Here is a 24,331-nt window from a genome sequence, read left to right on the forward strand (position 1 = left end):
GGCAGCCGGTGCGGGCCTTTCGCGTCGTGCGTCGGGTGTCAGCCCTTGACCACGTTCAGGTCGAACTTGGCGGTCACCTCGGGGTGCAGCCGGATGCTGACCGGGTAGGAGCCGAGCGCCTTGATGTGGCCGGGCAGCTCCAGCCGGCGGCGGTCCAGGGTCGGGCCGCCGGCGGCCTTGACGGCGTCGACGATCTCGGCCGGGGTGACCGAGCCGAAGAGCCGCCCGCCGTCGCCGGCGCGGGCCTTCAGGTTGACCTTGAGACCCTCGACCTGGGTCTTGACCTCGGTGGCGTGGCCGAGGTCGCGGATCTCGCGGGCCGAGCGGGCCCGCTTGATGACCGTGACCTGCTTCTCCGCGCCCTTGGTCCAGGCGATCGCGAAGCCCTGCGGCAGCAGGTAGTTACGGCCGTAGCCGTCCTTGACCTCGACGATGTCGCCCGGAGAGCCGAGGCCGGACACCTCCTGAGTCAGGATGATCTTCATGTCCGTGCCTCCTCTCAGCGGGTCGTGGCCGTGTACGGCAGGAGCGCCATCTCGCGGGCGTTCTTGACCGCGCGGGCGATCTGCCGCTGCTGCTGCGAGGTGACGCCGGTCACCCGCCGAGCGCGGATCTTGCCGCGGTCGGAGATGAACTTGCGCAGCAGCGCGGTGTCCTTGTAATCGATGTAGGTGATCCCGTCCTTGTCGAGCGGGTTCACCTTCTTCTTCGGCTTGCGAAGGGCCGCAGCCTTAGCCATTGCTCGTGCTCCTGGTTTGCGATCGCGGGCGCTCGGCGCCATTAGAACGGAGGCTCCTCGTCGAAGTTGCCGCCCGAACCACCGCGGGAGGGGGCGGGGGCAGCAGAGGCCCAGGGGTCGTCGAAGTTGCCTCCGCCGCCGCCCTGGCCGCCACCACCACCGAAGCCGCCGCCACCGCCACCGGAGCGGGACATCTTCTGCACCTTCGCCGTGGCGTAGCGCAGCGACGGGCCGATCTCGTCGACCTCCAGCTCGATGACGGTGCGCTTCTCACCCTCGCGGGTCTCGTACGACCGCTGGCGCAGTCGGCCGGACACGATCACGCGAGCGCCGCGCTGCAGCGACTCGGCGACGTTCTCGGCGGCCTGGCGCCAGACCGTGCACGAGAGGAACAGCGGCTCGCCGTCCTTCCACTCGCCGGAGGCCTTGTCCATGAAACGGGGCGTCGAAGCGACCCGGAACTTGGCGACCGCCGCGCCGGAGGGGGTGAATCGCAACTCGGGGTCATCGGTCAGGTTGCCGATGACCGTGATGGTGGTGTCTCCTGCCATGACCATCTCCTCGCGCACTCATCTTTGTGTCGTACAGGCTCTCAGAGCCGTACGACAGCGTGGATGAGGCTTGTGATCCGGACGTGCCGGGTCTAGATGCTCAGCGCATCTCCGGGCGGATGACCTTGGTGCGCAGCACCGACTCGTTGAGTCGGAGCTGACGGTCCAGCTCGCCAACGGCCTCCGGCGTCGCCTGGAGGTCGATGACGGCGTAGATGCCCTCGGCCTTCTTGTTGATCTCGTACGCGAGGCGCCGGCGGCCCCACACGTCGGTCTTCTCCACCGAGCCACCCGCGGTCCGGATCACGTTCAGGTACGTGTCGAGCGACGGGGCGACGGTGCGCTCCTCGAGGCTGGGGTCGAGGATCACCATGACTTCGTAATGACGCAAGACGTGCTCACCTCCTGTGGGCTAAGCGGCCACGGTCCTTCCGTGGCAGGAGGTCGTGCGTCGTTGCCCGCGCCGATACCGGGGGAACCCGGCCGGACACACGGACAACCGGACCAGGATAGCCGGTCCGGACGATCATGGACGGGCCGGTGGTCCCGGTGCCGGTGCGGCGACAGGGGCCCACCCCCGGGCGAACCGGCGGGTGGACCCCTGTCCACGGGACCGCGGGGCGTCCCGTCCGCATTCCTTGGGTGGGACCTGGGGAGGAACGACCACACCGATGAGGTTGGATCGAAGACGCCCCGCGGAGCTTTATCGTGTTGTCACCTGGTCTGACCATACAATGGCTATCGTCACCGCTTGGGGTAAATGGAGGAATTGGTCCGACTGCCGGTTCCCGTGCCTGGATGACGAGCGGATCCCGCCCCGTCGTGCCGGGCCGCACGGCGGGGCGTCCCGTTGCCGGGGGTCCACCCTCGCCCGTCCGTGCTGTGGACCACGTGCGGGCGGAGCGTCGACCATCGATCCCACCTCGCACAACGACCGCCGGGCCGGGTGGTGACGCGTCCGACCCGCCGGGTGCCTCCCGCGAGCGCGCCGGCCGTCGCAGGCGCGACGTAGGCTGCCCTGCATGCGAATCGGAGCCCACGTCGACCCGACCGACCCGCTGGCCGAGGCGGCCGCCCGGCAGGCCGAGGCGGTCCAGTTCTTCCTGGCCGACCCGCAGGGCTGGAAGGCCCCGAAGCCGCGCGAGGACGCCGAACGCCTGCGCTCCGCCGACGTCGACCTCTACGTGCACGCGCCGTACGTGATCAACGTGGCCACGCTCAACAACCGGATCCGCATCCCCAGCCGCAAGCTGCTGCTCGCCCACGCCACCGCCGCGGCGGACGTCGGGGCCAAGGGCCTGATCGTGCACGGCGGCCACGTCAACGCGGGCCACGACGTCGCCGTCGGCTTCGACAACTGGCGCAAGACCTTCGCGTACGCGGCGGACTCGGGCGGCTTCCCGCTGCCGGTGCTGATCGAGAACACCGCCGGCGGTGACAACGCCTGTGCCCGGCACCTCGACTCGCTGGCCCGGCTCTGGGACGCGCTCGGCGACCACGAGGTCGGCTTCTGCCTGGACACCTGCCACGCGTACGCGGGCGGCGAGGAACTGCTGGGCCTGGTCGACCGGGTGAAGGCGATCACCGGCCGGATCGACCTGATCCACGCGAACAACTCCAAGGGCGCGTTCAACTCCGGCCAGGACCGGCACGACAACCTCACCGGTGGCACCATCGACCCGGAACTGCTGGTGGCGCTGATCCGCGCGGCCGGCGCACCGGTGATCGTGGAGACCCCCGGCGGCGTCGAGGGCCAGGCCGCCGACATCGCGTTCCTGCGCGGGCAGTTGGGCGCGGCGGCGTGACGACCGAGCAGTCCGGCAAGGCAGGCGGCGGCGCCGAGGCGGCGGACGCCGGGCCCGGCGACGGCACCGCAGACGAGGCCACCGGCGGGGAGAAGACCGACGCCCGGGACCAGGGCGCCGACGACACGGGCGACGCCAAGGACGGCGCCGCCGCCGCCGGAGATGCCGCCGCAGCCGAGAAGGCCAGGAGCGGCGACAAGGACACCACGGGTACGGCCGGTGACGAGCCCGCCGATCCGTGGTCCGCGTTCGGGCCCGCACCGGAGCCGGTGCTCGGCCGGCCCCGGCGGGCGATCCGCGCGGTCGGCCGGTTCCTGGTGCACGAGTGGACGCTCGCCGCCGTCGCCGCGCTGGCGCTGGCCGCGGCGATGACCTGGCCCACGTTGCGCTATCCGCGGCACACGCTGCCGCAGGACTACTGGGATCCGAGCCTGCAGGCGTGGCAGATGGCGTGGTCCGGCCACATCCTGCGCACCGACCCGGCGATGCTGTGGCACGCGAACACGTTCTATCCGGAGAACTGGAGCTTCGCGTTCTCCGACACGCTCCTCGGGTACGCCCCGGCCGGCCTGATCGGGGTCGGCCCGGAGCACGCCGTGCTGCGCTACAACATCATGTTCGTGCTGGCGCACGCGCTCGCCGCGTTCGGCGCGTACGTGCTGGCCCGGCAGCTCGGCGCGGGCCGCATCGGCGGCGCGGTGGCCGGGGCGGGCTTCGCCTACGCGCCGTGGCTGCTGGCCCAGGCGGGGCACCTGCACATCCTCTCCAACGGCGGCATCCCGCTGGCGCTGGCCATGCTGGCCCGGGGTCACGGCTGGTCCCTGCGCTACGGCTACCGGCCGCGTCGCCGGCAGGCGGGCTGGGCGTTCGCCGGGTGGCTGGTGGCCGCGTGGCAGCTCAGCCTGGGGTTCGGCATCGGGCTGCCGTTCGCGTACATGCTGGCCGGCACCGTTCTGGTGGCGGTGGTGCTGTGGTTCGTGCGGCGGCGCCGGGTGCGGCGTCCGTTCGGGCGGCGGCTGTTCCTGGCCGACGTGTTCGGCGGGCTGGCCTTCGCCGCGGTGGGCGCGGCGCTGGCGGTGCCGTACTTCAAGGTCGCCGAGCTGCACCCGAACGCGGAGCGGACGCTCGGTGACATCGCGCTCTACTCGCCGCCGGCGAGCGGGTTCTTCACCGCGCCGGCCGAGTCGCGGGTCTGGGGCGGGCTGCACGAGGGCGCCCGGGCCGTGCTGCCCTGGCATCCGGAGATGACGCTGCTGCCGGGTTTCGTGCTCTACGCGCTCGCCGCCGGTGGCCTGTTCTTCTCGGTCTGGCGGGTCCGGCACCGGATCTTCCTGCTGGCCGGCGTGCTCGTGACGATGGCGCTGGCGATGGGCACCCGGTTCTTCGGCGGCCGGTTCACCTACGTGCCGTTGTTCGACTACCTGCCGGGCTGGAGCGGGCTGCGCACGCCGGGCCGGATGATGCTCTGGGCCACGCTGCTGCTGGGCCTGCTCGCGGCCGGCGCGGTCACCGCGTTCTGCATGCGGGTACGCGAGCTGGCCGCCGAGCGGGTGCCGCCGTGGCCGGGCCCGTGGCTGCGTCTGGCCACGCTGCTGCCGTTGGCGCTGGTGATCGTGGAAGGGCTGAACGCGACGCCGCAGCCGGTGGTGCCGCGGCAGCCGGCGGCGATGCGGACGGTGGACGGCCCGATGCTGGTGCTGCCGAGCAGCCAGAACCTGGATCAGCCGGTGATGCTCTGGTCCACCGACCGGTTCCAGCCGATGGTCAACGGCGGCAGCGGTTTCACGCCGCGTTCGCAGGCCCAGATCCGCGAGGCGACTGTCAGCTTCCCGGACTACGCGAGTGTCGACTACCTGCGGCAGATCGGCGTGAAGAACGTGGTCGTGTTGCGCGACGAGCTGGCGGGCACCCCGTGGGAGGGGATGCTCGACCGGCCGGTCGACACGCCGGGCGTGACCCGGGAGCAGGTCGGCGAGGCGGTCGTGTTCCGGCTGTAGACCGGAACACGACCGGCTCGGTCACACCGGAACGGGTTCGACGGGCCGTTCGGCGGCTCGCGCGCGCCAGCGCTGATGCCAGGGCGCGTCGGGCGCGCCGTCGAGCACCCCGCCGTCCGGGTCGTCGGCGTAGGTGTGCCGGACCACGTCCAGCTCGGGCCGCACGATGTCCCGGATCACGAACCCGCAGAGCACCACCACGGTGATCAGGCGCAGGCTCGACGCGAGCACGAAGACGCCCTCGGGGAAGACCGGCCGGGACATGGCAGTGCCGAGCAGTTCGCCGTAGAAGGCGGCGAAGTAGCCGACCTCGGCGACCTGCCAGGCCAGGAACGCACCCCAGCGCGGCCGGGCGAGCACCGCGAGCGGCAGCAGCCAGAGCACGAACTGCTGGGACCAGACCTTGCTGAAGATGAGGAACGCGGCGACCACCAGGAAGGCGAGCTGGGCCAGCCGGGGCCGGCGCGGCGCCAGCAGGGCCAGCCCGGCCACGCCGAGGCAGGCCAGCCCGAACAGCAGGTACGACAGCCAGTTGAGGGTGGGGATGTTCGCGTTCAGCCACTCGAAGGGCCCGAGCTCGCCGGGTGCGGACGGGCTGATCCGGCCGTCCAGGTAGCGGCCGATGTACCAGAGCGTGCCCCAGTCGATGGGGCGCGTGGTGTTCAGGTCGAAGAAGCGTTCCCAGTTCTCCCGGTACGGGATCGCCACCGGCAGGTTCACCGCCACGAGCGTCACCAGCGCGGTCGCCGTGGCGACGAGCCCGGCCAGCATCTTGCCGGCGCGCAACGCGAGGACCAGGATCGGGCCGAGGATGAACAGCGGCCACATCTTGGCCGCGCCGCCCAGTCCGATGAGGACGCCTGCTACTCCGGGCAGCAGCAGCGCGTACCGGTCGGGCCGGGCGCGTGCCCAGGCCAGCAGGCCGAACGCGGCCAGGCCGATGGCGAGCAGGTCCCAGTTGACGGTGGCGGTGAGCACCAGCGCCGGGGAGAGCGCGAACAACGCGGCGTCCCAGGGTCGTCGTCGGCGCAGGCTGAGGATCACCGCGACGGTGGCGACGGCGAGCGCGCCGAGCACCAGCGCGTTCAGGTTGTAGAACCACTGGCCCTGGTTGATGGCGGGGTTGTCGGAGCCGAGGGCGTGCACCGGGAGGCCGAGGGCGCCCATGAAGTAGCCGGTCAGCACCGGGTACTCCACCGGGTGGTCGGCGTAGGGGACCTTGCCCTCGTTGAGCCCCTCGGCGTAGTAGAGCGCCAGCACGTCGGTGTAGCACATCCGGGTGTACTGGATGTTGTTCTGCCAGGCGCCGTCCTGGCAGGGCGACTTCTGCACCCAGTGCAGGGCCAGCGTCAGGCACACCAGGGCCAGCACGATCCGGCCGGCGGTCCAGAACCGGCTCTCCCGGCCGGCGCGCCGGTCGAGAGCGGCGGCGTGGTCGCCGAGCGGCCCGCCGATCAGGCCGGAGGCGCCGCGGACGAACCAGTCCGAGCGGGAGGGATGGTCCACCGTCTCGGCGGGTCGTGGCGCCGCCTCGGACGCGCCGGGCTCATCGATGCCTGCGGGCGACTGAGTGCTCATGGAGAGGCATCCTGCCGTACACCGGGGGTCGCCGTCCCGTCGCGCGCGGAGAAATTCCGGTACACGAAACGCGGCGGCGGCCGGACCCGAGGTCCGGCCGCCGCCGTCAGGTGGTACGCGTCAGTTCTGTCGTGTCGGTGGTGTGCTCGGTAGCAACCCACCGCCGCCACCGCCGCCACCGGGCCGTCCACCACCGCCGGGGAGCCCGCCTCCACCGGGGTTGGTGCCACCCTGGTCGCCGCCACCCGGGGTGCCGCCGCCGGGCGTGCCGCCGGGGCAGAACAGGCCGAGCGGGTCGCAGTTCTGGCCCGGCTGGCCGGGCTCGTTCGCCGGCGGTGGCACTTCGCCGTTGCCGGCGTCGTCCTTGCCGATGTTCGCCGCGGGCGGGAACTCTTCCTTGTCCTTGCCCTTGAGCGCGTCGTTCATGAAGCGCTGGAAGATGTCACCCGGCATCCGGGCGCCACTGATGTCCCGGCCGTCCTTGTACTTGATCGCCTTGCGGTCCTTGACGTTTCCGACCCAGACCGCGGTGGCGAGCTGCGGCGTGTAGCCGATCATCCAGGCGTCACCGTTGGCGGTCGTCTTGTCGTTGAGTTCCCAGGTGCCGGTCTTCTCGGCGACCTGACGGCCGTCCTCGAGCTTCTTGTTGATCTGGCCCGGGTACTGCTTCAGCACGGAGGTGACGTCGGCGACGATCTCCTTGTCGATCCGCTTTTGCGGATCGAGCTTCTCCCCGCCGAGCGTGTCCCACTGGCCGGTGTTCGGGTTCTGCTTCTGCACCTTCCGGACGAAGTGCGCCTTGTGGTAGATGCCCTCATTGGCGAACGTGGCGACGCCGTTGGCGTGGTCGAGCACCGTGATCGGGTACTGGCCGTAGCCGATGACGTGGAAGAACGGCGAGGGAGCCAGGTCCTTCGGGTCGGCCTTGGTCAGGTCGTGCGCCTTGGCCGGGTTGGTGTCGGTCTGCCACATGGTGGTGACGCCGGCCCGCTTGGCCATGTCGAGCACCTTGTCCGGCCCGATCTGCTCGGTGATGTAGTAGAACGGCACGTTCAGCGACTTCAGCGTCGACTGTTCGAGGGTGCAGGAGTCACCGCACTTGACCGTGTCCGCGCCGGCGTTGCTGACCTTGAACTTGGTGCCCTTCGGCGTGAACGCCGTCCCCTTCCACCGGGACTTGAGCGAGATGCCTTCCTTGAGCGCCGCGGCGAGCGTGTAGATCTTGAAGCTCGAACCCGGCGAGTGCCCGCCGCTTACTACGCCGTTGTCGACGTTCTTCCCGGCGTAGTCGGTGCCGGTGCCGTTGTCGCCGCCGTAGTAGGCGAGCACCCGGCCGGTCTTCGGGTCGATGGCCACCACGGCAGCCATCAGGTTCGACGGCTGGCCGGCGAGCTCGGAGCCCTTCTTGGCCCGTTGGGCCGCGGCGAGCGCCGCCTCCTGCATCTTCCGGTTGATCGTAGTGGTGATCTTGTAACCACCCCGGCTCAGCGCCTTGGAGCACAGAGGCTTCTTCTCGGTCGCCTCGGCCTCCTTGTCGGTGCAGAGCTTCATCTCGCGCAGTTCCTGCGAGACGTAGTTGACGATGTTGCCGTACGGGGTGTCGATGCCGAAGCCGCCGCCGCTGTTCTTCGACGGCTTCGCGATGTTCGTCGGGTACTCGGTGGGGTGCACCGGCGTGTTCGGCGCATCGAGCCACTTCTCCGTGATCATGCCGTTGATCACGTAGTTCCACCGGTCCAGCGCGGCGGTCGGGTTGATCGCCGGGTCGTAGCCCTGGTGGGTGGCGCTCGGCTCCGGCTGCTTGATCAGTGCGGCGAGCACCGCGGCCTCGGCCACGTTCAGGCTCTTGACGTCCTTGCCGAAGTAGGTCCGTGCCGCCGCCTGGATGCCGTACGCGCCCCGGCCGAAGTAGATGACGTTCAGGTAGTGCTGCATGATCACGCGCTTGTCGTACTTGTCGTTCAGCTTGGAGGCGAGGATCGCCTCCTTCACCTTGCGGCCGTACGTGTCCTGGTTCAGGTTCTCGAACGCGTTGCGCGCGTACTGCTGGGTGATGGTCGAGGCGCCCTGCTTGTCGCCGCCGGTGAGGTTGTTCCACGCGGCCCGGGCGATGCCCTTGTAGTCCACACCGGAGTGCTTGTAGAAGTTCCGGTCCTCCGCCGCGGCGACCGCGTGCTGGACGTGCTCCGGAATCTGGTCGATGGTGACGAGCTGCCGGTTCTGGTCGCCGATCCGGGCGATCGCGGTGCCCGTCGAGTCGTAGATGGTGGTGGACAGCGGCGGGATGGTGTCCTCCGGGAGCACCACCTTGGTGGAGTACCAGGTGAAGCTCACCACGCCGATGCCGGCGAGCATGATGAACACGGCGAAGCCGGCGATCAGGATGTTGATCCGGCGGCGCTTCTTGGCGCGCGCCGGGTCCTCACCGCGGCCACGCCGGCCGGGACCGAGCGGACCGCCGGGGCCGCCGGGACCACCGGGGCCACCGCCGGCGGCACCTGGTACCCGGGCGCGGCCACCGACTGCTGCCGCGCCGACGCTCGCGCGTCCGCCCACGCTCGCACGCCCGCCCACGCTCGCCGCGCCCACCGAGGCCCGCCCGGCCGGAGCGGCCGGGGACACCGGCACCGACGCCCGGCCGGCGCCGGCGCGCCCGGAGGCGCCGGGAGCCGGCGAGACGGGCACCGAGGCGCGGCCGCCCGTACCGGCCCGGCCGACCGAGGCCGAGCCGCGCGGGGCCGGAGCGGCGCCGCCGACCGAGGCCCGGCCGCCCGCGCCGTACGGTGTCGCGGAGGCGCGCGCCGAGGCGCCGCCGTCCGCCGCGCCGGACCAACCGTTCCCGCCCCGGCTCCCTTCGGAACCGGGGTCGCCGTTCGGGCCCGGGATCTGGGCCCGCCCACGCGAAGAACTGGGATCGCCGTAGTTCATTCCTCACACCCTGCCGGTCGCGGTGGGGCGCGGGGGCGCCGCCACCGGGTTGCCGTGAGCTGGAACACGGGACGTTACCCGCCGGCGGTACCGGCGCGTGCCCGTCAAATCCGACCTATTCGGACCAATTACGCTTAAAGGCTGTCGCTTCTGCCACCCGGGGAATGGGCCGGCAGCGATCGGGACAGCCACGTTCACCGTTGCGCCTCTCGCCTTCGCCGAGGGGTGGAGCCGTTGGCCGCGACCGACTCGTCCGCGTCCTCCGCCTCGCCCGCGAGACCGTCCCGGCCGAGCAGGAACTGCTCGACGAGATGGTTCCAGTCGCAGCCGGGGCAGACCTCCACCACGAACACCTGGAACTCACGCAGCGTCATGGCCAGGACGGGCAACTCGGCCCGGGTACGCGCCTGGCCGGCCGACTGCTTGAGTTCGTCCCCGTAAATGTAGTGGACGTGGATCAGGTTCTCGCTGCGGCAGATCGGGCAGCGGTGGTCGGTCGGCTCGCCGTGGAAACGAGCAGCGTTCTTCAGGTACGGCGAGGCGTCGCAGACGTCGTACGTGCCGATCCGCCCGGCGAGCAGTTCACGCAGCACAGCCCGCTTCTGAAGCGAGTAGTCGACGACCTGGCGCTGCGTACGCATGCGGGAAAGGGTACGCGCTCCGGCGAACCCAGGCGACCACGGTCACGATCCGTGATGATCGCGTCGCGTAAGCAGGGGTTTGCCCCACCCTCCCCTCTCCGCTAACGTGCGATGTATCGGTCCGATACATCGCGGTGGTTAGCTCTCCGCGCAGGGGGAAAAGAAGGGATGGCCCGTGCTCGAGCTCGCCATCCTCGGCCTCCTGCAGGAGGCGCCCATGCACGGCTACGAGCTGCGCAAGGAGCTGACCGCCAAGCTCGGCGCCATCCGGGCGGCGATCAGCTACGGCTCTCTCTACCCGACCCTGCGCCGGCTGCAGGCGGCGGGATGGATCGCCGAAGCCGCCGAGACACCCGCGACCGCCGAGGAGGTTCCCGCGCTGACCAGCCGACGCGGTCGGGTGGTCTACACCATTACCGCGGAGGGCAAGGAACGCTTCGCCCAGCTCATAGCGCAGGCTGGACCCGAGACGTACGACGACACGGGCTTCGGCGTGCACTTCGCGTTCTTCGCCCGGACCGACCAGGCCACCCGGCTCCGGATCCTGGAAGGTCGTCGCCGCAAGATCGAGGAACGTCGCGAAGGTCTTCGTGACGTGCTCGGCCGGGCAGCCGAGCGCCTCGACGCGTACACCCTGGAACTGCAACGCCACGGGCTCGACGCCTGTGAGCGCGAGGTCCGCTGGCTGGAGGAGCTCATCGCCAACGAGCGCTCCGGCCGGGCCCCGGCCGACCCGCGACCCGGGACGGCCGGTGGCCGAGGAGACAACGACAGCCCGCCCACGCCTGGAACGTCCAGGACAGAGCGGCCGTGATGAAGAAGAAGGAGGCAGACGCTATGGGCTCCGTCCGCGTCGCCATCGTCGGTGTGGGTAACTGCGCCTCGTCCCTCGTACAGGGCGTGGAGTACTACCGGAACGCCGACCCGAACGACCGCGTCCCGGGTCTCATGCACGTCACCTTCGGCGACTACCACGTTTCCGACGTGAAGTTCGTCGCGGCGTTCGACGTGGACGCCAAGAAGGTGGGCATGGACCTCGCGGAGGCGATCGTCGCCAGCGAGAACAACACGATCAAGCTGTGCGACGTGCCGCCGACCGGCGTCACCGTGCAGCGCGGCCCGACCTTCGACGGTCTGGGCCAGTACTACCGCGAGATCGTCGAGGAGTCGGACGCCAAGCCGGTCGACGTGGCGCAGGCGCTGCGCGACGCGCAGGTCGACGTGGTCGTCTCCTACCTCCCGGTGGGCTCCGAGGAGGCCGACAAGTTCTACGCCCAGGCCGCGATCGACGCCGGCTGCGCGTTCGTGAACGCCCTGCCGGTGTTCATCGCCTCGGACCCGGAGTGGGCGAAGAAGTTCACCGACGCCGGCCTGCCGATCGTCGGCGACGACATCAAGAGCCAGGTCGGTGCCACCATCGTGCACCGCGCCCTGGCGAAGCTCTTCGAGGACCGCGGGGTCGAGCTGCTGCGCACGTACCAGCTCAACTTCGGCGGCAACATGGACTTCATGAACATGCTGGAGCGCAACCGCCTGGTCTCGAAGAAGATCTCGAAGACCCAGTCGGTGACCTCGCAGATCCCGCACGAGATGAGCAAGAGCGACGTGCACATCGGCCCGTCCGACCACGTGCCGTGGCTGGACGACCGCAAGTGGGCGTACATCCGCCTGGAGGGCCGCTCCTTCGGTGACACCCCGCTCAACGCTGAGCTGAAGCTCGAGGTGTGGGACTCGCCGAACTCGGCCGGTGTCATCATCGACGCCGTCCGCGCCGCGAAGATCGCGCTGGACCGGAAGATCGGTGGCCCGATCCTCTCCGCCTCCTCGTACTTCATGAAGTCCCCGCCGGAGCAGTACGCCGACCACGACGCGCACGCCGCCGTCGAGGCGTTCATCGCCGGCGAGATCGAGCGCTGACACGCTGACACGCACAGGAAGGAAGGCCGGGTCCGCGCGGACCCGGCCTTCCTTCTTCGCGTACGTCAGGACCAGGCGCGCCGCAGCGCCACCGACGCCTCCAGCTCCAGCAGCGTCACCTTGCGCGGCAGCCCGCCGCCGAAGCCGACCAGCTTGCCGCCCGCGCCGACGATCCGGTGACAGGGCACGATCACCGGCACCGGATTGCGGTTGCAGGCCACCCCGACCGCCCGGGCGCCGCCGGGATCACCGACCGCCTTCGCCACCTCGCCGTAGGTAGCCGTCTCCCCGTACGGGATGCGGGTCATCTCCCGCCAGACGGCGCGCTCGAACTCCGAGCCCCGGGGCGCCGACACCGGGACGGTGAACTCGGTCAGCTCACCGGCGAAGTACGCCCGCAGCTCCGCCACCGCCAGCCGGGCCACCGCCTCGCCGGGTTCGCCCGAGGCCCCGTCCACCCGGCCGAAGTGCGCGCCGCGCACCGCGTCGTCGTCGGTGCCGACGGAGAACTCCCCGATCGGGGAGTCGAGCACGGTCCAGCGCATGTCACCTATTGTCGCGCGGCCGCCGACATTCTCCCCGACCGGCCCTGACCCGCCGCTGGACGTCCGCTGAACGAAGTCGATGTTGCACGGCGTCGATACCGTGCAGGTCATGGCCACCGGGACGCTCATTTTCCTGATCATCGGCGGGGTCGGTGTGGGCGTGCTGACGCTCGCCCTGCTCGGCTCGGGAGTGCTCCACCTCGGCCAGCCGGACGTCGACGGGCCGGTGTCGCTGGAGGCGGCCGCCGGGTTCACCGGGGCGTTCGGGTTCGGCGGCGCGATCGTCAACGAGTTGCTCGGGGGTCGTACCCCCGGAATGGTCGCGGCGGCGGTGGCCGGCGGCGCGCTCGCCGCCGTGCCCACCGGCTGGCTGGCGGCCCGGCTGAGCCGCGCGGCCCGCAACATGCGCACCGACGCCACACCCACCCGCGACCACCTGGCCGGCGCGATCGGGCTGGTGGTGACGCCGATCCCCAGCGGCGGCTACGGCGAGGTGCGGGTACGCCTCGCCGGTCAGCCGGTGAAGCTCAACGCCCGCGCCGACGGGCCGATGCCGGTCGGCACCCGGATCTTCGTGGTCGAAGCCCTGAGCGAGACCAGCGTGCACGTCGAGACCTACTGACCCCACCACACAGACGGGAACCCCCATGCCCCTGCTCGTCGCCATCGGCGGCGCGGTCCTCCTCGCCGTCGTCCTCGTCCTCTTCGTGTTGTCCCGGATCAAGGTGGCCGGGCCGAACCAGGCGTTCATCGTCACCGGCCGCAAGGGCCGCACCACCCAGACCGCCGACGGCGGCCGGGCCACCGACATGTCCGGGCAGAAGGTCGTGCTCGGCGCCTCGGTGTTCGTGCTGCCGGTGGTGCAGAAGCTCCAGTCGCTCGACCTGTCCAGCCGCCGGATCGACGTCAGCATCCGCGGCGCGGTGAGCAAGCAGGGCATCCGTACCGAGCTGCACGGCGTCGCGATCGTCAAGGTGGGCGGCACCGAGGACGCGATCCGGGCCGCCGCCCAGCGCTTCCTGAACCAGCAGGAGGAGATCGACAACTTCACCCGCGAGGTGCTCGCGGGCGCGCTCCGTTCGATCGTCGGGCGGCTCACCGTCGAGGAGATCATCCGGGACCGGGCGGCGTTCGCCAGCGCGGTCGCCGAGGAGGCCGAGCACTCGATGACCAACCAGGGCCTGGTGCTGGACACCTTCCAGCTTCAGGACATCCTGGCCGAGGGCTCCTACCTCCAGGACCTGGGACGGCCGGAGGCGGCCCGCGTGCTCAAGGACGCGGCCATCGCCGAGGCGCGGGCCCGCCAGCAGGCCGAGCAGGAGCGGCTGCTCGCCGAGGAGGCGATCGCCGAGGCGAACCGGAACCTGGCGCTCAAGCAGGCAGGCATCCAGGCCGAGATCGACGCGGCGAAGGCGAAGTCGGCGGCGGCCGGTCCGCTCGCGCAGGCCGAGCGGGACCAGGCGATCCTCTCCGAGCAGCAGAAGGTGGCCGAGCGCAACGCCGAGCTGAAGCAGCGCCAGCTCGACACCGAGGTGCGCAAGCCGGCCGACGCCGCCCGGTACAAGGTGGAGCAGGAGGCCGAGGCGAACCGCAACGCGGCGGTGCTCAACGCCGACGCGCAGCGGCAGGCCACGATCGCTGCCGCGCAGGCCTCCGCCGAGCAGGCCCGCCTCACCGGTGAGGGCGAGCGGGCCCGCCGGGCCGCGCTGGCCGAGGCGAACGCGATCGAGGGCGCCAAGGAGGGTGAGGCCGAGCAGCGTCGCCGTTCCGCGATCGCCGAGGCGGTCGAGCGGGAGGGCCAGGCCGAGGCCGCGGCGATCCTCGCCAAGGGTCAGGCCGAGGCCGACGCGATGGCCCGCAAGGCCGAGGCGTTCGCCGCGTACGGCGAGGCGGCCGTCCTGGACCTGCTGGTCAAGGTGCTGCCCGAGGTGGTCGGCGCGGCCAGCGCCCCGATCGGCGCGATCGACAAGATGACGGTGATCTCCACCGACGGCGCGTCCTCGCTGACCAAGTCGGTGGCCGGCAACGTCGCCCAGGGCCTCCAGCTCGGCAGCGACCTGACCGGCATCGACCTGGCCGGGCTGCTGGCGCGGCTGGGCAGCAGCGCCCAGCACAACGGCAAGACCACTGTGGACGGCAGCACCGTCACCCAGTGACGACGACGCCCGCCGGTTCCCCTCGGGAGCCGGCGGGCGTCGTGCTGTGGTACGGGTCAGAGCACGGCGACGACGAACTTCTCGCCGGCGCCCAGGCCGAGGGTCGGGCTGTTCCAGTCGATCGTCCGGCCGGCGATGAGCTGGCTGGTGCCGGCGCTGCCGGCGGTGACCGCCTTCTCGTTGATGTTCGCGTACAGGTAGACCGAGCCGTCGGCGTTGTAGTCGAGGAACGACATCCCCTCCCACGCGCCGATCGAGGCGCCCCGGGCGATCAGCGGCTTCGCCCCGGCGCTCTCCGCCGTGACGAACTTGCCGTTGATCTGGGCCTTCAGGCCGAAGGTGCCGTAGCCGTCACCGACGTTCACCAGCTCGTACTTCTCCCAGGCGCCGACGGTCGCCGAGCGCGCGATCAGCGGCTTCGCCCCGGCGCTCTCCGCCGTCACGAACTTGCCACTGGCCACCGACTTGATGCTCACGAGGGGCGCCGGGGCGTCGAAGTCGAACTTCTCGGCGGTGCCGATCGCGGTCTTGCTGGCGATCAGCGGGGAGGTGGCGCTCGGCGCGGTGACGTACCTGCCGTTGATCGCCGCCTTCAGGCTGATCGTGCCGTCGGTGTTGTCGACGATCTGGAACTTCTCCCACGCGCCGATGGTGGCCGAGCGGGCGATCAGCGGCTTCGCTCCGGCGCTCTCCGCCGTGACGAACTTGTTCGTGACCCGCGCCCGCAGGCCGAACAGGCCTCCGCCGGCGTCGACCACGTCGTACTTCTCCCAGGCGCCGATGGAGGTGCCCCGGGCGATCAGCGGCTTCGCCCCGGCGCTCTCCGCGGTGACGTAACGGCCGTTGACGCGGGCCTTGAGCCCGTACGAGCCGCGGGCCGTCACGGCCGAGCCGATGTGCAGCAGCCGGTCGGTGGAGCCCATGATGTCGTGCACCGCGCCGCCGATGCCGGTGGTCACGACCGAGTCGCGTACCTGCTGCGGCGACCAGGCCGGGTGCTCCTCCAGCAGCAGCGCGGCGGCGCCCGCCACGTGCGGGGACGCCATCGAGGTGCCGCTCATCGACTCCGTGCCGGCGCTGCTGCCGGCCTTGGCCGAGACGATGCCGGTGCCGGGCGCGAACAGGTCCAGGCAGCGGCCGTAGTTGGAGAACCAGGCACGCATGTCGACCCGGTCGGTGGCGCCGACGGTGATCGCGGCGGGCACGCTCGCCGGCGAGGAGCCGCAGGCGTCCTGCATGCTGTTGCCGGCCGCGACGGCGTAGGTGATGCCGGAGGCGATCGAGCGGGTGACCGCGTCGTTCACGGCCTGGTCGACGCGATCGACGCCGAGGCTCATGTTGGCGACGGACGGCCCGGTGGCGTTGGCGGTGACCCACTCGATGCCGGCGATCACCTGCTCGGTGTCGCCGCTGCCGGAGCAGTCGAGGACCCGGACGGCGACCAGGTCGACGGCCTTCGCGACGCCGTACGTCGTACCGCCGATCGTGCCCGCCACGTGGGTGCCGTGCCCGTCGCAGTCCTGCGCGACGTCGTCCTGCTCGACCGCGTCGTAGCCGTTGCGGGCGCGCCCGCCGAAGTCCTGGTGGTCGATGTCGATGCCGGTGTCGATCACGTACGCGGTCACCCCGGCGCCGGTGGCCGGGTAGGTGTACTTGCCGTCGGTCCGGGTCTTGAGCTGGTCGATCCGGTCCAGGCCCCACGGCGGAGTGGTCTGGGTGCCGGCGGTGCTCCAGCGCTGAACCTGCTGGACGTACTCGACGTCCGGGTCGGCGGCGAGCCGCGCGGCCTGCCGGGCGTCCATGGTGGCCGAGTAGCCGTTCAGCGCCTTGCCGAAGACCCGGCGGACGGTGCCGCCGTGCTCGCCGGCCAGCGCGGACGCGGCGGACTTCACCTTGGCCGGGGTGGTCTTGCCCTTCTTGAGGACCACGACGTAGCGGCCGGGCACCGCCTCGGCCGTGCCGGCGCCACGGACCGACGGTCGTTTCGGGTCGGCGAGGGCCGGCCCGGCGACTGTGGCGCAGAGGATGGAGGTGGCGCTGGTGAGGGCCAGCCCCACGAGCGCGGAGCGGCGCAGGCCGCCGTGACGTGTCATGAATCGACTCCCCGTGTCCAGCGACCGTCCGGAGCGGACGGGCGGATGAGATCGGACCAGCCGCATCTGTCGATCCGGCGGCTGCCGATGACTCATCATGCGGGAGACATCGACCGGAACGGGTCACCCGTTCGGTCGACACGCCGCCGTATCGTCGTCAGATCACGGACGCCGGTCTCAGCCGGTGATGCCCTCGTCGCGCGCCCAGCGCAGCAGCTCCGCCTCGGCCTCGTCGCGGTCCAGCGGCCCGCGCTCCAGGCGCAACTCCTTGAGGTACTGCCACGCGCGACCGACCACCGGCCCCGGCGGTACGCCGAGCAGCTCCATGATCGCGTTGCCGTCCAGGTCGGGCCGGACCCGGGCCAGGTCCTCCTCGGCGGCGATCCGGGCGATCCGCTCCTCCAGCGCGTCGTAGTCGGCCGCGAGCTGCGCGGCCTTGCGCCGGTTGCGGGTGGTGCAGTCGGACCGGGTCAGCTTGTGCAGCCGGGACAGCAGGTCACCGGCGTCGGTGACGTACCGGCGCACCGCCGAGTCGGTCCACTCGCCCCGGCCGTACCCGTAGAAGCGCAGGTGCAGCCCGACCAGCTTGACCACCTGGGAGGTGATCTCCTTGGAGTAGCGCATCGCCTTCATCCGGTTCTTGGTCAGCCGGGCGCCGACCACCTCGTGGTGGTGGAAGCTGACCCGGCCGTCCGCGCCGACCGCCTTTGTGGCCGGCTTGCCGACGTCGTGCATGAGCGCGGCCATCCGCAGCACGAAGTCGCAGCCGTCGGACTCCAGCGACATCGCGTTGCTGACCACTGTGAGCGTGTGCTCGTAGACGTCCTTGTGCTGGGCGTGCTCGTCGATGGTGAGCTTCAGGCCGGTCAGCTCGGGCAGGAAGCGCTCGGCCAGCCCGGTGTCGACGAGCAGGCGCAGCCCGGTGATCGGGTCGGCGCCGCAGAGCAGCTTGGTGAACTCGTCCCGGATCCGCTCGGCGGTGATCCGGTCCAGGTCGCCGGCCATCTCGGTCATCGCCGCCCGGACGTCCGGGTGGACGGCGAAGCGGAGCTGGGCGGCGAACCGGGCCGCGCGCAGCATCCGCAGCGGGTCGTCGCGGAACGACTCCTGCGGCGTCCCCGGGGTACGAATGATCTTGGCGGCCAGGTCGGCCAGCCCGCCGTACGGGTCGGTGAACCGGTGGTCGGGCAGGCTGACCGCCATCGCGTTGACGGTGAAGTCGCGGCGCTTGAGATCCTCGGTCAGGCTGGTGCCGTACTGCACCACCGGGTTGCGGCTGACCTGGTCGTAGACCTCCGCCCGGAACGTGGTGATCTCCAGGTTGAGGCCGTCGCGCTGGCAGGCGATGGTGCCGAACTCGCGTCCGGTCTCCCAGATCGACTCCGCCCAGCCGCGGATGACCTTGATGGTCTCGTCCGGGTGGGCGTCGGTGCAGAAGTCGAGGTCGTTGCCGAGCCGCCCGAGCAGTGCGTCGCGGACGGATCCGCCCACCAGGTGCAGTTCGTGACCGGCCCGGGCGAAGCGCCGGCCCAGCTCGTCGGCAACCGGCGAGACTCGGAGCAGTTCGGCGACGGCGTTGCGCTGCGCGGCGGTCAGTTCGCGGCGGTCGGCGGCGTGGGAGGCGGAGGCTTCGGACATGGGATCGCCAGCCTATCGGGCCGGAGGTGGATCGACCGCGCCGGGCGCGGGTAACGGGTCCGGGTTGACTAAGGTTCCGGTTGGGCAGGGCCGGCCGGGCCCGGTCGCCACGTACCCACTGGAGGCTGGCAGATGAGCGGCGGGCTCTACCGCAGCGCGAACGCGTCCGGCGGCGGCCTGCCGCCGGACGACGGCGCCACCTTCATCTCCGCCGAGCCGCTGAACCAGCCCGGCGTCGAGGCCGTCGCGCCGCCGCAGGAGGTGGTCGCCGAGACCAGCGCCGCGGCGAACAGCGCGGTGATGGCGATCGGCAGCCTGGTGAGCCGGGGTACGGGGTTCATCCGCAACCTGATGATCGGCGCCGCGCTCGGCACGATGGTCGGCGACGCGTTCACCACCGCCCAGTTCCTGCCCAACCAGGTGTACGAGTTCCTGCTCGGCGGCGTGCTGACGAGCGTCCTGGTGCCGGTGCTGGTGCGCCGCCGCAGGATCGACGCGGACCGGGGCGAGGCGTACGCGCAGCGCCTGCTGACGCTCGCGGTGCTGGCGCTCGCCGTGACCGCGCTGATCGCGGTGCTGCTGGCCCCGCTGCTGACCGCCGTGTACGCGGCCGGCGGCGACGATCCGGCGTACACCAAGCTCGTCACCCGGCTGTCGTACCTGATGCTGCCGATGCTGTTCTTCACCGGCATCAGCGCGCTGATCGCCGCGGTGCTGAACACCAGGGGGCACTTCGCCGCCCCGATGTGGGCGCCGATCCTCAACAACCTCGTCTCGATCGGCACGTTCGGCCTGTACATCGTCGTCTTCGGCGCGACCGGCCTCCGGCCCGACGAGGTGGGCTGGGACCGGATCCTGCTGGTCGGCGGCGGCACGCTGCTGGGCGTGGCGGTGCAGGCCGTCGGCCTGCTGCCCGCGCTGCGCAAGGTCGGCTTCCGGTGGAAGGCGCGGTTCGACTTCCGCGAGCTGGGGCTGCGCGAGCTGGCCCGGCTCGGCGCCTGGATGTTCTGCTACGTCGCGGTCAACCAGCTCGGCCTCTTCGTGGTGGTCAACCTGCTCAACCGGGCCACCGGCGGGGACGGCGAGAACGCCGGCCTGCTGATCTACAACAACGTGTTCCTGCTGCTGATGATGGCGCACGGCATCATCGCCGTCTCGATCATCACCGCGCTGATGCCGCGGATGAGCGCGGCGGCGGCCGAGAACCGGTTCCACGACGTCACCGCCGACCTGTCCCGGGGCACCCGGATGGTCACCGCGGTGCTCGCGCCCATCGCGGTCTGCTACGCGGTGCTGGCCGCCCCGATCTCGGTGGTGGTGTTCCGGTACGGCGCGTTCACCGGCGACAACGCGGTGGCCACCTCGACGGTGCTGCTGGTGGCGGCGCTCGGCCTGGTGCCGTTCGCGGTGAGCCAGCTCTTCACCTTTGCGTTCTACGCGCTGCCGGACACCCGTACCCCGGCTCTGATCAACATTCCGGTGGTGGCGCTGCGCGTGCTGCTCCAGGTGGGTTTGTTCCTGCTCTTCTCGAACACGTTCGCGGCGGCCGGGATGATGCTCGGCAACGCGGTGTCGTACCTGGCGGCGGCGATCATCTCGGCGATGCTGCTGCGGCCCCGGGTGGGCCGGATCGGGCTGGGCGGGATCATGCGGACGCTCGGCCGGGTGGTCGTGGCCGCCCTCGGCGCGGCGGTCGTCGGTGTGCTCGTGGTCGCGGTGCTCCCCGGCGACCCGGAGAGCCTGAGCTGGCTCGCCGCAGCGGTCCAGTTGGTGATCGGCGGCGCGGCGATCGGCGCGACCTACCTCGGGCTCGCCGTGGTGCTGCGGATCGGCGAGATCACCGAGGTGGTCGGGATGGTCCGGCGGCGCCTCGGGCGTTGACCCCCTCGCGGTGACCGACGGTGAACGAGGATCACCAGGCTGGGGATACGGCTGTGGATAACTTGGAATTCCGCCGTCCAATGGGCCTCTCGGCCTGTGGACAACCAACCGTACGGACGAGGGAGCGCAGGCCGGGGCGGGGAAAACCTCCCCGCCGCCGCACCGGTACGCCCCTGTGCCGCCTCCTTGCCGTCAACCTCTAGATTGGCGGTGCGTGTCCGGCTCGCCCGCCGGGTGGGCGGGCGACCCGGCCGGGGCCCGCGGCGACTGGCCTTCCGGCCGGTCACAGCGGGAAGATGACATGTCGGAGAACCGGGCATCCCGGGTAAGGTCGCTCTCGACGGGTACGACCGGGATCGACGCGGGTGTCGACACCGCGGCCGTTCCACCGAAGGCAGAGCGGGAAGCCACATGCCCAGCAGCACGGGTCCATCGATCGACGCGATCACCGAGGGAGGACGGGTGACCCAGGTCGGCGAGGGTCAGGAAGCGGAGGAGACCTCTCCTGCGGTCGTGACCTTCGGTGCTCCCACGGTCGGTGAGCTGCTCGCCGAGCGGTACGAACTGGTCGAGCACATCAACAACGACAGCGCGGGCCGGCTGGTCTGGCGCGGTGTCGACGTGGTGCTCCGCCGTCCCGTCGCCGTGGTCCTCCGCTACCCGGGTGGCGACTCCGCCACCGAGATGCTTCAGGCCGCGGTCGCCGCGAGCCGCGTCATCCACCCCAACCTGGTCGGCGTCTACGACGCGATCGACGAGGACGACCGGGCGTACGTGGTCCGCGAGTGGGTCGACGGGCAGTCGCTGCGCGAGATGGTCGCCGCCGACGGGCCGCTGGACCCGGCCCGGGCCACCGCGATCGGCAACGCCGTCGCCAGCGCCCTCGCCGCCGTGCACGCCACCGGCATGGTGCACGGCAACCTCCACCCCGGCACCGTCATGATCAGCGACGACGGCCGGGTGGTGCTCGCCGACGCGCGTACCGACGGCGCGGACAGCCAGGAGAACGACCTGCGCGCGGTCGGCGGGGTGCTCTACTTCGCCCTGACCGGGCACTGGCCGCACGGCGAGGCCCCGCTGCACGGCGCCACCGCCGGGCACGGCCGCGCCGCCCTGCCGGACGCCGTCCGGGACGCCGGCGGCGCCATCGCCGCGCCCCGGCAGATGCGCGCCGGGGTGCCGGCCTACCTCGACGACCTGACCATGGACCTGCTCGACCCGGAGATCCCCGCGCCGTCGTCGGACGTGCTGGCCGCCGAGCTGAGCCGGCTCGACATTCCGGCCGACGAGCAGTTCCTGGAGCAGGCCGGCCCGCTGCGATTCGCCGCCGACCCCGGCGAGGAGCCCTCCCCGCTGGCCGCGGCCGGTGGCCGCAAGGTCGCCATCGGCATCGCCGGCCTGCTGGCGGTCGCCCTGGTCGGGCTGCTCATCGGCATCAACGCGCTCGGTGGCGGCGACGACGGCGACAAGGAGCCGGTCGCCCAGCCGTCGAACAGCGCGCCGGCCACCGAGGGCGGGGCCGAGCCCGCCGCGCAGGTCCGCAAGCTCACCATTCAGGACGTACGGATCATCGACCCGGACGGCGACCGCGCCGAGGTGCGCAACGCCGAGAAGGTCATCGACGGGGACGACGACGAGGGCTGGGAGACCAACACCTACCGGACGAACGCCAAGTTCGGCGGCATCAAGAAGGGCATGGGCGTCTGGATCGACCTGGGCGCCCCGCACTCGGTCAAGCAGTTGGAGGCCACGCTCTCGGCCACCGGCGCCACCGTCGAGTTGCGCGCCGGCACCCGCGGCGACTTCCCGTCCACGTCCTCCGGTGACAAGCAGCTCGTCAACGCCTACTCGACGATGATCGGGCCGGCGAACGAGGACGGCGGCACCAAGATGATCTTCAACGCCTTCGAGCCGGACCAGAAGTACCAGTACCTGCTGTTCTGGATCACCAAGCTGCCGGTGAAGGACAACGGCAACACCTGGAAGCTCGGCGTCCAGGAGATCGTGGTCCAGGGCTCGTGACCCGGCCGCAGTCCCCGCCGCGCCACCGCCGCCGGATGTGGTGATGGCGGACCGCGACGGCACGCGTCCCGGCCGCTCCGACCTGGAGCTGCTGCGGGCGCACGCGGCCGGCGACCGGGACGCCTTCACCGAGCTGTTCCAGCGGCATCGGGACCGCCTCTGGGCGGTCGCGCTGCGGACGATCGGCGACCGCGAGGAGGCCGCCGACGCCCTCCAGGACGCCATGCTGTCGGCGCACCGCGCCGCGGCCCGGTTCCGGGGCGACTCGGCGGTCACCACCTGGCTGCACCGCATCGTGGTGAACGCCTGCCTGGACCGGATCCGGCGGCGGCAGACCCATGCCACCGTCCCGCTGCCGGACGGCGTGCACACCGACGGCGAACCGGGCCGGCACACCGGCGGCCCGGAACCGGCCGCACCGGCCCGCGACCACGACACCGCGCTCGTGGTCCGGCAGGCGCTCGCGGCGTTGCCGGCCGAACAACGGGCCGCGCTGGTCCTGGTCGACGTGCAGGGCTACCCGGTGGCCGAGGTCGCCGCCGTGCTCGGCGTCGCCGAGGGAACTGTCAAGAGCCGGTGCGCCAGGGGCCGGGCCCGCCTCGCCGTGCTGCTCGGGCACCTGCGGACCGGCACCGACGCACCGGCCGAGGACGTGCCGCGGCTCACTCACGGGAACCGCAGGCGCCCCGAGGGCGTCGGATCCTCGTCGGGAGCGTCCCGTCAGGCCGTCAGCCAGGAGGAGCCGTGACTTCCCGGGAGTTCAGCGAGGTCGACCACGACCTGCTCGCCGACTACCTCGGCGGGGCGCTGGACGGCACCCCCGAGCAGGCGACAGTGGCCCGGCTGGTCGAGGAGGACCCGGCGTGGCGGGCCGCGTACGCGAATCTCGCCGACGCGGTCGACCTGGTCGGCGCGGATCTGGCCGGCTGGGCCGCGGGCCCCGCGCCGGAGATGCCGCAGGCCGTGGCCGACCGGATCACCGCGGCGCTCGCCGGGGCCGGTCCCGCGCTGCGCGACGGTACGCCGCTCGTGCCGGCGCAGCCCGGCGGCGCGAGCCGGCCACCCGGCACGGCCCTCCGTCCCGACCGGCACAGCGGACCCGGTCGCCGTCCTCGGCGCTGGGCCCGCATCGCCGGGCCGGTGGCGCTGGCCGCGGCCTCGGTCGCCGCGGTGGGGCTCGGTGTGGGCCGGATGGCCGACTCGGGCGACGGCGGCGTCAGCACCGCCGACCGGGCGGGCGGGGAGGCGGCACCGATGGCCGCCGCGCCGTACCGGACCACCGGACCGGCAGTGCGCAGCGGCACCGACTGGACACCGGAACGCCTCGCCGCCGACCGGGCGGCCACCGGAGCGAAGTCGATCCCGGGAGACATGGCCGGCCCGTCCGGCGCGGCGCAGGACGGCGCGGAGACGCCCCTGTTCCGCGAGGATCAGCGCCTCAGCGCGCTCGGCGGGCTGGACCGGCTGTCCCGGCCGGAGACGCTCGCCGCGTGCCTCACCGCGATCGGGGCCGAGCACGGCGGCGGGCCGCTCACCGTGAACATGGTCGACTACGCCCGCTTCCGGGGCGCCCCGGCGCTCGTGGTGACGTTCGCGGACGCGGGCGGCGCCCGCTGGGGCTGGGTGAGCGGGCCGGAGTGCGGGGTACCCGGGTCCGGCGCGGACACGCGGTTCCGTACGCGGGTAGGGTGAAAACGCGGTCCCGACGCTTGTCCCGCCACGTGACCTGACCCACCGGATGACCGGCTCGGGAATCCCCGCTTCGTACGATGGCGTTCTGCAAGTCAGGCGCCGGCGTCCCTAGAGCCGTCGGCACTCGGGATCGACATCGGTGCGGCCG

20 protein-coding genes are annotated in these 24,331 nt (G+C 71.7%); 10 read left to right on the forward strand and 10 right to left on the reverse strand.

Annotated features, from left to right (window positions below; translation table 11 throughout):
• Positions 1–38 precede the first annotated feature (38 nt).
• From rplI to rpsF, 4 genes are all read right to left on the reverse strand, one after another.
• A complete protein-coding gene (gene rplI, locus O7546_RS28700; protein ID WP_135242573.1) occupies positions 39–485 on the reverse strand; it encodes a 50S ribosomal protein L9 in 447 nt (148 codons plus the stop codon).
• Between the two features lie 14 nt (positions 486–499).
• Complete coding sequence (rpsR, locus tag O7546_RS28705) at positions 500–739, reverse strand: 30S ribosomal protein S18 (RefSeq protein ID WP_013289355.1); 240 nt, start codon at positions 737–739, stop codon at positions 500–502.
• 41 nt (positions 740–780) lie between these two features.
• On the reverse strand, positions 781–1,308 hold the full coding sequence (locus O7546_RS28710) for a single-stranded DNA-binding protein (RefSeq protein WP_018788497.1): 528 nt from the start codon (positions 1,306–1,308) through the stop codon (positions 781–783).
• Positions 1,309–1,390: 82 nt separating this feature from the next.
• A complete protein-coding gene (rpsF, locus tag O7546_RS28715; protein ID WP_013289357.1) occupies positions 1,391–1,681 on the reverse strand; it encodes a 30S ribosomal protein S6 in 291 nt (96 codons plus the stop codon).
• A gap of 631 nt (positions 1,682–2,312) precedes the next feature.
• Here rpsF and O7546_RS28720 point away from each other — a divergent pair.
• Both O7546_RS28720 and O7546_RS28725 read left to right on the forward strand, forming a co-directional pair.
• Positions 2,313–3,095, forward strand: a complete 783-nt coding sequence (locus tag O7546_RS28720; protein ID WP_262012929.1) for a deoxyribonuclease IV — start codon at positions 2,313–2,315, stop codon at positions 3,093–3,095.
• Complete coding sequence (locus O7546_RS28725) at positions 3,092–5,092, forward strand: hypothetical protein (protein WP_269697858.1); 2,001 nt, start codon at positions 3,092–3,094, stop codon at positions 5,090–5,092. Before O7546_RS28720 ends, O7546_RS28725 begins: the two co-directional genes overlap by 4 nt.
• 21 nt (positions 5,093–5,113) lie before the next feature.
• Here O7546_RS28725 and O7546_RS28730 read toward each other — a convergent pair whose 3' ends face one another.
• From O7546_RS28730 to O7546_RS28740, 3 genes are all read right to left on the reverse strand, one after another.
• Complete coding sequence (locus O7546_RS28730) at positions 5,114–6,670, reverse strand: glycosyltransferase 87 family protein (protein ID WP_194800302.1); 1,557 nt, start codon at positions 6,668–6,670, stop codon at positions 5,114–5,116.
• Between the two features lie 120 nt (positions 6,671–6,790).
• Entirely contained in the window at positions 6,791–9,598 is a 2,808-nt protein-coding gene (locus tag O7546_RS28735) for a transglycosylase domain-containing protein (protein WP_194800301.1), read from the reverse strand.
• Positions 9,599–9,792: 194 nt separating this feature from the next.
• The gene (locus O7546_RS28740) at positions 9,793–10,239 is read right to left on the reverse strand and encodes a DUF5318 domain-containing protein (protein WP_013289362.1); all 447 of its coding nucleotides are present in this window, start codon (positions 10,237–10,239) and stop codon (positions 9,793–9,795) included.
• 175 nt (positions 10,240–10,414) lie between these two features.
• On the opposite strand from O7546_RS28740, the gene O7546_RS28745 reads away from it, so the two are divergent.
• Entirely contained in the window at positions 10,415–11,053 is a 639-nt protein-coding gene (locus O7546_RS28745) for a PadR family transcriptional regulator (RefSeq protein WP_120572535.1), read from the forward strand.
• A 23-nt stretch (positions 11,054–11,076) separates the two neighbouring features.
• On the forward strand, positions 11,077–12,156 hold the full coding sequence (locus tag O7546_RS28750; RefSeq protein ID WP_013289364.1) for an inositol-3-phosphate synthase: 1,080 nt from the start codon (positions 11,077–11,079) through the stop codon (positions 12,154–12,156).
• A 65-nt stretch (positions 12,157–12,221) separates the two neighbouring features.
• Here the strand turns inward: O7546_RS28750 and O7546_RS28755 are convergent, their stop codons facing one another.
• On the reverse strand, positions 12,222–12,701 hold the full coding sequence (locus O7546_RS28755; protein ID WP_194800300.1) for a methylated-DNA--[protein]-cysteine S-methyltransferase: 480 nt from the start codon (positions 12,699–12,701) through the stop codon (positions 12,222–12,224).
• 79 nt (positions 12,702–12,780) lie between these two features.
• On the opposite strand from O7546_RS28755, the gene O7546_RS28760 reads away from it, so the two are divergent.
• Positions 12,781–13,323 (forward strand): hypothetical protein, encoded by a 543-nt coding sequence (locus O7546_RS28760; RefSeq protein ID WP_194800299.1) that lies wholly within the window; start codon positions 12,781–12,783, stop codon positions 13,321–13,323.
• A gap of 25 nt (positions 13,324–13,348) precedes the next feature.
• Positions 13,349–14,857 carry a flotillin family protein gene (locus O7546_RS28765; RefSeq protein ID WP_194800298.1) on the forward strand — a complete coding sequence of 503 codons (1,509 nt, stop codon included), beginning with the start codon at positions 13,349–13,351 and terminating at the stop codon, positions 14,855–14,857.
• Between the two features lie 56 nt (positions 14,858–14,913).
• On the opposite strand, the gene O7546_RS28770 is transcribed toward O7546_RS28765, so the two are convergent.
• Positions 14,914–16,950 carry a S8 family serine peptidase gene (locus O7546_RS28770; protein ID WP_281600255.1) on the reverse strand — a complete coding sequence of 679 codons (2,037 nt, stop codon included), beginning with the start codon at positions 16,948–16,950 and terminating at the stop codon, positions 14,914–14,916.
• A gap of 177 nt (positions 16,951–17,127) precedes the next feature.
• Complete coding sequence (locus O7546_RS28775; RefSeq protein WP_194800296.1) at positions 17,128–18,588, reverse strand: CCA tRNA nucleotidyltransferase; 1,461 nt, start codon at positions 18,586–18,588, stop codon at positions 17,128–17,130.
• Positions 18,589–18,720: 132 nt separating this feature from the next.
• Between O7546_RS28775 and murJ the strand changes: the two genes are divergently transcribed.
• The 4 genes from murJ to O7546_RS28795 all read left to right on the forward strand — a co-directional run bounded on the left by murJ (position 18,721) and on the right by O7546_RS28795 (position 24,183).
• A complete protein-coding gene (gene murJ / locus O7546_RS28780; protein WP_194800295.1) occupies positions 18,721–20,469 on the forward strand; it encodes a murein biosynthesis integral membrane protein MurJ in 1,749 nt (582 codons plus the stop codon).
• A 411-nt stretch (positions 20,470–20,880) separates the two neighbouring features.
• Positions 20,881–22,491 (forward strand): protein kinase family protein, encoded by a 1,611-nt coding sequence (locus tag O7546_RS28785; protein WP_194800294.1) that lies wholly within the window; start codon positions 20,881–20,883, stop codon positions 22,489–22,491.
• Between the two features lie 43 nt (positions 22,492–22,534).
• Positions 22,535–23,239, forward strand: a complete 705-nt coding sequence (gene sigM / locus O7546_RS28790; RefSeq protein WP_194800293.1) for an RNA polymerase sigma factor SigM — start codon at positions 22,535–22,537, stop codon at positions 23,237–23,239.
• A complete protein-coding gene (locus tag O7546_RS28795; protein ID WP_194800292.1) occupies positions 23,236–24,183 on the forward strand; it encodes a hypothetical protein in 948 nt (315 codons plus the stop codon). The genes sigM and O7546_RS28795 overlap by 4 nt, the downstream gene beginning before the upstream one ends.
• The last annotated feature ends 148 nt before the right edge of the window (positions 24,184–24,331 follow it).

The sequence above is a fragment of the Micromonospora sp. WMMA1976 genome (genome assembly GCF_027497335.1).
In the GTDB taxonomy this organism is placed as follows: Bacteria; Actinomycetota; Actinomycetes; order Mycobacteriales; family Micromonosporaceae; genus Micromonospora; species Micromonospora aurantiaca.

Excerpts from the sequence above, each read along its gene's own strand:
- rplI (WP_135242573.1), bottom strand. The coding sequence starts at position 485 with ATGAAGATCATCCTGACTCAGGAGGTGTCCGGCCTCGGCTCTCCGGGC.
- rpsR (WP_013289355.1), bottom strand. The coding sequence starts at position 739 with ATGGCTAAGGCTGCGGCCCTTCGCAAGCCGAAGAAGAAGGTGAACCCG.
- O7546_RS28720 (WP_262012929.1), top strand. The coding sequence starts at position 2,313 with ATGCGAATCGGAGCCCACGTCGACCCGACCGACCCGCTGGCCGAGGCG.
- O7546_RS28730 (WP_194800302.1), bottom strand. The coding sequence starts at position 6,670 with ATGAGCACTCAGTCGCCCGCAGGCATCGATGAGCCCGGCGCGTCCGAG.
- O7546_RS28735 (WP_194800301.1), bottom strand. The coding sequence starts at position 9,598 with ATGAACTACGGCGATCCCAGTTCTTCGCGTGGGCGGGCCCAGATCCCG.
- O7546_RS28740 (WP_013289362.1), bottom strand. The coding sequence starts at position 10,239 with ATGCGTACGCAGCGCCAGGTCGTCGACTACTCGCTTCAGAAGCGGGCT.
- O7546_RS28750 (WP_013289364.1), top strand. The coding sequence starts at position 11,077 with ATGGGCTCCGTCCGCGTCGCCATCGTCGGTGTGGGTAACTGCGCCTCG.
- O7546_RS28755 (WP_194800300.1), bottom strand. The coding sequence starts at position 12,701 with ATGCGCTGGACCGTGCTCGACTCCCCGATCGGGGAGTTCTCCGTCGGC.
- O7546_RS28760 (WP_194800299.1), top strand. The coding sequence starts at position 12,781 with ATGTTGCACGGCGTCGATACCGTGCAGGTCATGGCCACCGGGACGCTC.
- O7546_RS28765 (WP_194800298.1), top strand. The coding sequence starts at position 13,349 with ATGCCCCTGCTCGTCGCCATCGGCGGCGCGGTCCTCCTCGCCGTCGTC.
- O7546_RS28770 (WP_281600255.1), bottom strand. The coding sequence starts at position 16,950 with ATGACACGTCACGGCGGCCTGCGCCGCTCCGCGCTCGTGGGGCTGGCC.
- O7546_RS28775 (WP_194800296.1), bottom strand. The coding sequence starts at position 18,588 with ATGTCCGAAGCCTCCGCCTCCCACGCCGCCGACCGCCGCGAACTGACC.
- murJ (WP_194800295.1), top strand. The coding sequence starts at position 18,721 with ATGAGCGGCGGGCTCTACCGCAGCGCGAACGCGTCCGGCGGCGGCCTG.
- O7546_RS28785 (WP_194800294.1), top strand. The coding sequence starts at position 20,881 with ATGCCCAGCAGCACGGGTCCATCGATCGACGCGATCACCGAGGGAGGA.
- sigM (WP_194800293.1), top strand. The coding sequence starts at position 22,535 with ATGGCGGACCGCGACGGCACGCGTCCCGGCCGCTCCGACCTGGAGCTG.